This is a genomic window from Devosia sp. (assembly GCF_017307565.1).
Taxonomy (GTDB): Bacteria; Pseudomonadota; Alphaproteobacteria; order Rhizobiales; family Devosiaceae; genus Devosia.
The window spans coordinates 1-7,367 of sequence record NZ_JAFKHD010000476.1 but is presented as its reverse complement, the minus strand read 5'-3'; the positions used below and the strand labels follow the sequence as shown (position 1 = coordinate 7,367).

Annotated in this window: 6 protein-coding genes and 1 pseudogene; 4 read left to right on the top strand and 3 right to left on the bottom strand. The window is 62.0% G+C overall.

The window, feature by feature from the left end:
• The 4 genes from J0I64_RS20845 to J0I64_RS20830 form a co-directional block, all read left to right on the top strand.
• On the top strand, positions 1 to 564 hold a 564-nt coding region (locus tag J0I64_RS20845; protein WP_291411903.1), incomplete at its 5' end, for a LysM peptidoglycan-binding domain-containing protein.
• 112 nt (positions 565 to 676) lie between these two features.
• A complete protein-coding gene (locus J0I64_RS20840; RefSeq protein WP_291411901.1) occupies positions 677 to 1,000 on the top strand; it encodes a metalloregulator ArsR/SmtB family transcription factor in 324 nt (107 codons plus the stop codon).
• Positions 1,000 to 2,895 (top strand): ABC transporter ATP-binding protein/permease, encoded by a 1,896-nt coding sequence (locus J0I64_RS20835; RefSeq protein WP_291411899.1) that lies wholly within the window; start codon positions 1,000 to 1,002, stop codon positions 2,893 to 2,895. Before J0I64_RS20840 ends, J0I64_RS20835 begins: the two co-directional genes overlap by 1 nt.
• A gap of 143 nt (positions 2,896 to 3,038) precedes the next feature.
• Positions 3,039 to 3,515, top strand: a complete 477-nt coding sequence (locus J0I64_RS20830; RefSeq protein WP_291411897.1) for a GNAT family N-acetyltransferase — start codon at positions 3,039 to 3,041, stop codon at positions 3,513 to 3,515.
• A 17-nt stretch (positions 3,516 to 3,532) separates the two neighbouring features.
• Here the strand turns inward: J0I64_RS20830 and J0I64_RS20825 are convergent, their stop codons facing one another.
• The 3 genes and pseudogenes from J0I64_RS20825 to J0I64_RS20815 form a co-directional block, all read right to left on the bottom strand.
• A complete protein-coding gene (locus tag J0I64_RS20825; protein ID WP_291411895.1) occupies positions 3,533 to 3,913 on the bottom strand; it encodes a type II toxin-antitoxin system death-on-curing family toxin in 381 nt (126 codons plus the stop codon).
• Positions 3,914 to 4,153, bottom strand: a complete 240-nt coding sequence (locus tag J0I64_RS20820) for a type II toxin-antitoxin system Phd/YefM family antitoxin (RefSeq protein WP_291411893.1) — start codon at positions 4,151 to 4,153, stop codon at positions 3,914 to 3,916.
• A gap of 118 nt (positions 4,154 to 4,271) precedes the next feature.
• Positions 4,272 to 7,328 (bottom strand): annotated as a pseudogene (locus J0I64_RS20815) (efflux RND transporter permease subunit); the annotation flags it as partial.
• Positions 7,329 to 7,367: the final 39 nt, after the last annotated feature.

Below are 7,367 nucleotides of genomic sequence, written 5' to 3'. Positions count from 1 at the left end.
GGCTCGTCGGAAGTGATCGCCCGCGCCGAAGTCGACTTCGTCGTCGATATGCCCGAGGCCCAACAGCCGACCGCCGTCGCCAGCGCCGACGCAGCCACAACCCCGGCCGCCCCCGCTGCATCCGCCGCCGCGCCTGCAGCATCAACCCCGGCCCAGCCCGCAGCCCAGCCTGCGCAGCCGGCCCCAGCTCAACCCGCCACTCCGGCACCGGCCCAGCCGGCCGCAACCGCTCCTGCTGAGCCCGCCACGACTCAGCCTGCTCCGTCGGTCCCGGCGACGCCAGCAACGCCCGCTGCCCCCGCAGTGGTCGAAGCGCCGGCAACTCCGCAGCCCGCCGCCCAGCCCGCCGTGCCCACCATGGTGGCTGTTTCGGTCGGTTCGCCCGACGCCCAGCGCTTCGCGTCGGGCAAGGCGATCATCCGCCGCGGCGACAACCTCTGGACCATTGCCCGCCGGGTCTATGGCGAGGGCGTCAAATACACGACTATCTACGAAGCCAATAGCGGCCAGATCCGTGATCCGGATCGGATTTATCCCGGCCAGGTCTTCGCGCTTCCCCAGTGAAGTTACTGACAGAAAATGGCGCCCAGGGGCGCCATTTTCACACAGGGATTGACCTTGCGGCCAATCCTCACCATGTTCATCGCAATTCACCGATTAATTCGGCCGGCCCCCAATGCAAGACGACGACATTGCCAACATCATGCGAGCTCTGGGCCATCCGGTCCGGCTCAATATCCTGCGGTTCCTCGCGAGCCAGCAGCAGCAGCGCGAGTGCTGCTGTGGCGATGTCACCGAAACCTTGCCGCTCGCCCAGTCCACTGTTTCCCAGCACATAAAAGTGCTGCTCGACGCAGGCCTGATCGAACGCAAACCTCATGGCACGCGTAATCGCTACATGATCCGGCATGATCGGCTCGCCGAGCTTGGAACAGCTTTTGGAGGCCTGCTCGATGGCCTCAACTTCCAGGTGCCCCACAAGGAAGCGGAACCGGCCTAATGGCTAACAACAGCACTGATAAGAAGCCGTCCGTCAGCGCGGACGAAGGCTCGGTATTCTCTACCGTTCGCCACCTCTGGCCCTATATGTGGCCCGAAGGCCGGCCAGACCTGCGCATGCAGGTCGTTCTCGCCCTTGGCGCTCTGCTCCTGAGCAAGGTCGCGACCACCCTCGTTCCCTTTGCCTATAAGGGTATTATCGACAGCCTCGATAGCGGCACGCCCGACACTGCGGTGGTCATGGGCCTGGCCGTTCCGGTCATGCTCGTCATTGCCTATGTGCTGGGCAATATCTTCGATGCCGGTTTCCAGCAGTTGCGCGACGTGCTCTTTGCCGGCGTCGGCCAGCATGCCGTGCGCAAGCTCGCCCTCGAAACCTTCCACCACATGCATCGCCTCTCGCTGCGCTTCCACCTGGCGCGGCGCACCGGCGGTCTCTCGCGAGTCATCGAGCGCGGCACCAAGGGCATCGAAACGGTTGTCCGCTTCGCCATGCTCAACATCGTGCCCACCATCATCGAATTCATCGTGGTGGCGGCGATCTTCGTCTGGCTGTTTGGCTTCAGCTATCTCGGCGTGCTCGTCGTGATGATCTGGGCTTATCTCTATTTCACCATCAAGGCATCCAACTGGCGCATTTCGATCCGCCGGGCGATGAACGATTCCGATACCGACGCCAATGGCAAGGCCATCGACAGTCTCCTCAACTATGAGACGGTGAAATACTTCGCCAATGAGAAGATGGAAGCCGAGCGCTACGACGCCTCCATGGCGCGCTACGAACGCTCCGCCATCAAGATCTGGACCTCGCTGGGCTGGCTCAACTTCGGCCAGGCCGTCATCTTCTATGGCGGCTTCCTGATCATCTCCATCATGGCCATTCTCGGCGTCATGGATGGGCGTCTGACCCTGGGCGATTTCGTCCTGTTGAACACCTTCCTGATGCAGATCTACCGCCCGCTCAACTTCATCGGTTTCGTCTACCGCGAGCTTCGCCAGGGCCTCACCGACATCGAGGAAATGTTCAAGCTCCTCGATCAGGATCCCGAAATCGAGGACAAGCCCGACGCCAAGCCGCTCGCCGTCACCGGCCCGGTCATCCGCTTCGAAGACGTGACCTTCCACTACGATCCTGATCGTCCGATCCTCAAGGGCGTCAGCTTCGATGTGCCAGCGGGCAAGACCGTTGCCATCGTCGGCCCCACTGGTGCCGGCAAGTCGACGATCTCGCGTCTGCTCTACCGCTTCTACGACGTCACCGGCGGCCGCATCACCATCGACGGGCAGGACCTGCGCGACGTGACGCAGGAAAGCCTGCGCTTCACCATCGGCATGGTTCCGCAGGATACGGTGCTGTTCAACGACACCATCGGCTACAACATCCAGTACGGCCGCCCCTCTGCCTCCATGGACGAGGTGCGCCAGGCCGCCATGATGGCCCAGGTTGGCCCCTTCATCGAAGCCCTGCCCAAGGGCTATGAAACCCCCGTGGGCGAACGCGGCCTCAAGCTTTCGGGTGGTGAAAAGCAGCGCGTTGCCATCGCCCGCACCATCCTGAAGGCGCCGTCCATCCTCATCCTCGATGAGGCGACCTCTGCCCTCGATACCAAGACCGAGCGCGACATCCAGGCCGCCTTGGATGAGGTCTCGCGCAACCGCACCACCGTCGTCATCGCTCACCGCCTGTCGACGGTCATCAACGCCGACGAAATTCTCGTCCTGCGCGATGGCATCGTGGCCGAACGCGGCAACCACGCCGCGCTCCTGGCTGAAAACGGCCTCTACGCCCAGATGTGGAGCCGCCAGCGCGAAGCCACCGAGGCCGAAGAGGCACTGGCCCTCGCCCAGGAAGACCCGGACGGTTTCGTAAAGCGCGGCGCTCCCGCAGCGGAATAAGAGAAGGGGCCAGCCCACACAGGCTGGCCCCTTCTTCTCCCACCTCCCAGACCGCGTCATCCCCGCGAAAGCGGGGATCTCTGTTTAGCGCGACAGTAGCGCGAGGCTTGCGCTGCTCGGGCAGCGCCGCTTAACCTCGCCCCATGTCCACGATCCGCCTCGTCCCCGCGCGCCCTGACCAGAAGCCGGTTATCGCCAACCTGATCCAGCTCTACCTCCACGACATGACCGAGTTCATGCCGTTCCCGGTCGGCGCCGGTGGCCGCTACGCTTACGACTTTCTCGATCGCTTCTGGCGCTCTCCCTATCTGATCATGTCGGGCGACGAGATCGCCGGCTTCGCCCTCGTCATCGACGAATGCCCGCTGACGGGCCGCGCGCCATGCTGGTTCATGGCCGAATTCTTCGTCCTGAAAGCCTATCGAAAAACCGGCACCGGCCGCGCTGCCGTCGCACAAGCGCTAAAAGCCCACCCCGGCCAATGGCACATCGCCGTCCCCCACGCCAACCGCGCTGCTCAAACCTTCTGGGCCAAAACCCTGGCTCCCCAAGCACCCATCAGCCGCGACACCCACTTCGACGGCGACGACTGGCGACTGCACCAGTTCGTGGCAGGGTAGGGGGGCTCGTAGCCCTCTCAGGCAAGCGGGGCTGTATACTGATGCAACCAGGCCTCGAGCACATCCTTGCGGAAGGTGCCGGCCTCCAGGTTGAAATAGATGAAGCGCTCGATCTCTTCATTATCGGCAACGATGTCCGCGCCGTTCAGCTGCAGGAAAATTTCGAGACAGGCGTAGGCGACGCGCTTGTTGCCGTCGATGAAGCCGTGGTTCATCGCCAGGCTTTCCCACAAAGCGGCCGCTTCTTCGATGAGATCGGCATAGTAGCCCGTCTGTGGGCGCAGCAAGGCTGCCTCGATTAACCGCGCATCGCGCACACCTGAGGCGCCACCGAACCTTTGGATCAGGATTTCATGGATGCGTAGCGCCTCATCGAGCGTGAGGTAAAGAAACGGCATTTACCGCGCCAGAGCCTCATAGAGCGACTTCCGCCGCTCCAAACTGCGCGTCATCAGTTCCTCGATAGCCGGTCGAACTTTGGGCGTGCCATTGACCGCCTGGAGCGCAGCATATTGCTCGGGTGACAATACCACGGCCACGTCGCGCCCATTCTTCTGAATGCGCACCGGCCCAGCCTGCGCCATCTCGAGCACCTGGCCAAACTTGTTCTTGGCGTCCGTAGCAGAGATTTCGGCCATGGGAACCTTCTTTGGCTGAATTAGCTAAAATGGATATTTACGCTCTTTGGTCGAGAAATTCTACTCAACAAAAAAAGGCCCGCATCGCTGCGGGCCTTTCAGTCTTACCTTGGAGGTATTACTCCGCCGCGTCGCGGCGATCGTCCTTGTTGGCCGCAAGGCCTGCTTCCTTGCTGACGACATAGCGCTTGGCGCCGTCGGCATCGTCCGGAATTTCCACGGCCATGCCGTCGAACCCGGCGGGAGCGGCCGCTTCCGGCTTGCGGCGGAAGGGGTTGGTCGCCCACTGGCCGACATTGCCGAAGAGCGAACCGACCCACTTGATCTGCTGCCAGAGCACGCTCGGGGCGGTGATCATCACCGGCACCATGACCAGGGTCAGGGCCGTCGAGAAGAACAGGCCCGAAACCAGCGCTGCCGAGAGGTGGATGAACCACGAGCCGGCGAGGCCGCCGATGACGATTTCGCGGCGGATGAAGTCGAACTCGACATTCGCCCACATCGGAATGACGCCGAGAGCGGTCAGGAACGCGGTCAGCAACACCGGGCGGACACGCTGGCTGACGGTCAGCAGCATGGCCTTCACCGCTTCGACGTTTTGGTGGCGGTGGTAGTCATTGTAGGTGTCGATCAGCACGATGCCGTTCTTCACCACAATGCCCGCCAGCGCCACGATGCCGAGGCCGGTCATGATCGCCGAGAAGCTCATCCCCGTCACCAGCATACCCAGCAGCACACCGGCCACCGACATGATCACCGTCGAGAGCGTCACCATCACCTGGTAGAAGCTGTTATATTCGAGCAGCAGGATGAAGAAGATCAGAGCCATGGCCATGCCCATCGCCGAAACGATGAAGGCATTGGCGTCACCCATCTGTTCCTCGGCACCGCCAAAGGCAACCTTGACGCTGTCGGGGAAGTTCTGTTCGCCGATCCACTTCTGCAGTTCCGCCACCTTGTCGGCGGCATAGACACCTTCAGGCAGGTTCACGAGCCCTGCGGCCACGTTCATCACGTAGACCTGGTTGCGGCGCTCGATATTGGCAACCTTGGGCACAGCCTTGCGGTCGATGAAGTTCGACACCGGGATCATGCCGCCAGAGGTGGCGATGCGCATGGAGTCGAGCGCGTCGAATGTGCGCTCTTCCTTGGGCAGGCGAACGCGAATGTCGAGTTCATCGCCCTGCTCGTCGCGATAGGTGCCAAGCTTCACGCCATTGGTGATGAGCTGCACATAGGGCACGAGTTCACGCACACCAATGCCATACTTGCCCGCTTCCGCGCGATCGACGGTGATCTGCCAGTCGATACCGGGGGAGGGGCGGCCGTCTTCGGCGTCAACCACTTCGGGCCAGGTGGCCAGGTGATCGCGGATGGCCGCCACCACAGGCACGAGGTCGTCATAGTTGTTGCTTTCGACGCGCAGGTTGATGTCCTTGCCGGCCGGCGGACCGTTCTCGGCCGCCAGAACCTGTATGTCGAGACCGGCAATGTCCTTCACCCGGCTGCGGATGTCGGCAAAGATCTTCTCGGCGGGGACGCGATGGTTCCAGTTGACGAGCTGCAGCTGGAAGTTGCCGATCGTGTCAGGCGGCATGGTGCCGAAAGCACCGGTCTTGCCGAACTGCATGATGACGTCTTGGATGCCATGGACCTGCAGCAACTGATCCTCGACTTCCACCAGCATGTCGCGGATTTCCTCGGGCGAGTAGTTGCCCTTGCCCACGACGGCGACGGTTGCATATTCCGGTTCCGAGGCTGGGAAGGCTTCCGAGCCGGTCGGGTGGGTTGCGTAGGTTATGAAGATCGCCGCGATGATCCCGAAGCCGACCGCCAAAGTGGGCAGCGGCCAGGAGATCAGCTTCTCCATGGTGCGCACGTAGAGGCCGGTCAGCCCGCCCACCTTCTGGGGGTCGAACTTGTCCGGATACATGACGATATCGGCCTTGGCCTTTTCCTTTTCGTCCACATGGGTCGAAGCGATCACCGAACCGATCACCGGCATGAAGATCAGGGCCGAGATGAACGAGGCGATCATGACGACGATCACGATCGTCGGCAGGTAACTCATGAACTTGCCGATGATACCCGGCCAGAACAGCAGCGGAATGAAGGCACCGAGCGTGGTTGCGGTAGCGCCCACCACCGGCACGAACATTTTACGCATCGCCATGATGAAGGCTTCGCGCTTGGGTATGCCTTCCATGAGCTTTCGCTCGGCATATTCGACGACCACCACAGGGTCGTCGACAAGCACGCCCACGGCGATCACGAGCCCGAACATCACCATCATGTTGATGGTCATGCCCAGCATTTCCGCGACGAGGAACGCCATCATGAACGAGAGCGGGATCGAAAGACCGATCATCAGCGCCGGGCGCACGCCCAGCGTTGCGATACAGGTGATCAGCACCAGCGCCACGGCCGTGAGCACCGCTGCTTCAAGCGAGCGGAACAGGCTGGTCGTGGTTTCGGCCTGGTCGAGGAAGAAGCTGTAGCTCACCCCGCCCGGCCAGGTCTTGGCTAGCGCTTCGGTTGTTGCGCGCACCTGGTTCGACACGTCGATGATATTGGTGCCGAGCTTCTTGGAAACGCCCAGGATCTGCGCCGGCGAGCCGTTCACATGCGTATATTCGGTGGCGTCGGCCAGCGTGCGGGTGATCGTGGCCACATCGCCGAAGGTGACGACGGTGTTACCATCAGTCTTGATCGGCAGGTTGTAGACGTCGTCCGCATTGCTGATCAGGCCAGGCACTTCGATATTGAAGGCACCCTGTCCGGTGTTGAGCGTACCGCCCGGAACCACCATGTTGTTGCGCGACAGGGCGTCGAGCAGCTGTCCGGCTGTCAGCCCATAGGCTTCAAGGCGCAGCAGATCGATGCGGACTTCAAGCTGTTCCTTGCGCGAGCCGGAGAGCTTGACTTCGCGCACATTGCCCAGGCCCTCAAGGGCGTCCTTCAGCTCTTCGGCGCGGCGGGTCAGTTCCTTTTCAGGCGCCGTACCATAGACGGCCACCGACATGATCGGACCGATGAAGTCGATTTCGCTGACGATCGGGTCGTCGGCATCGGCCGGCAGCTTGGCCTTGATCGCGTCCATCTTGGCGCGCGTATCCTGCAGGGCCTTGTCCTTATCGGTATTGATGTCGAATTCGAGGATCACCGACGCGTGGCCGGTGGTCGAGGTCTACGAGATGTTTTGCAGCCCTGGCAG

What these genes read in the sequence shown, in the direction of transcription:
- J0I64_RS20840 (WP_291411901.1), top strand. Translation starts at nt 677, where the DNA reads ATGCAAGACGACGACATTGCCAACATCATGCGAGCTCTGGGCCATCCG.
- J0I64_RS20835 (WP_291411899.1), top strand. Translation starts at nt 1,000, where the DNA reads ATGGCTAACAACAGCACTGATAAGAAGCCGTCCGTCAGCGCGGACGAA.
- J0I64_RS20830 (WP_291411897.1), top strand. Translation starts at nt 3,039, where the DNA reads ATGTCCACGATCCGCCTCGTCCCCGCGCGCCCTGACCAGAAGCCGGTT.
- J0I64_RS20825 (WP_291411895.1), bottom strand. Translation starts at nt 3,913, where the DNA reads ATGCCGTTTCTTTACCTCACGCTCGATGAGGCGCTACGCATCCATGAA.
- J0I64_RS20820 (WP_291411893.1), bottom strand. Translation starts at nt 4,153, where the DNA reads ATGGCCGAAATCTCTGCTACGGACGCCAAGAACAAGTTTGGCCAGGTG.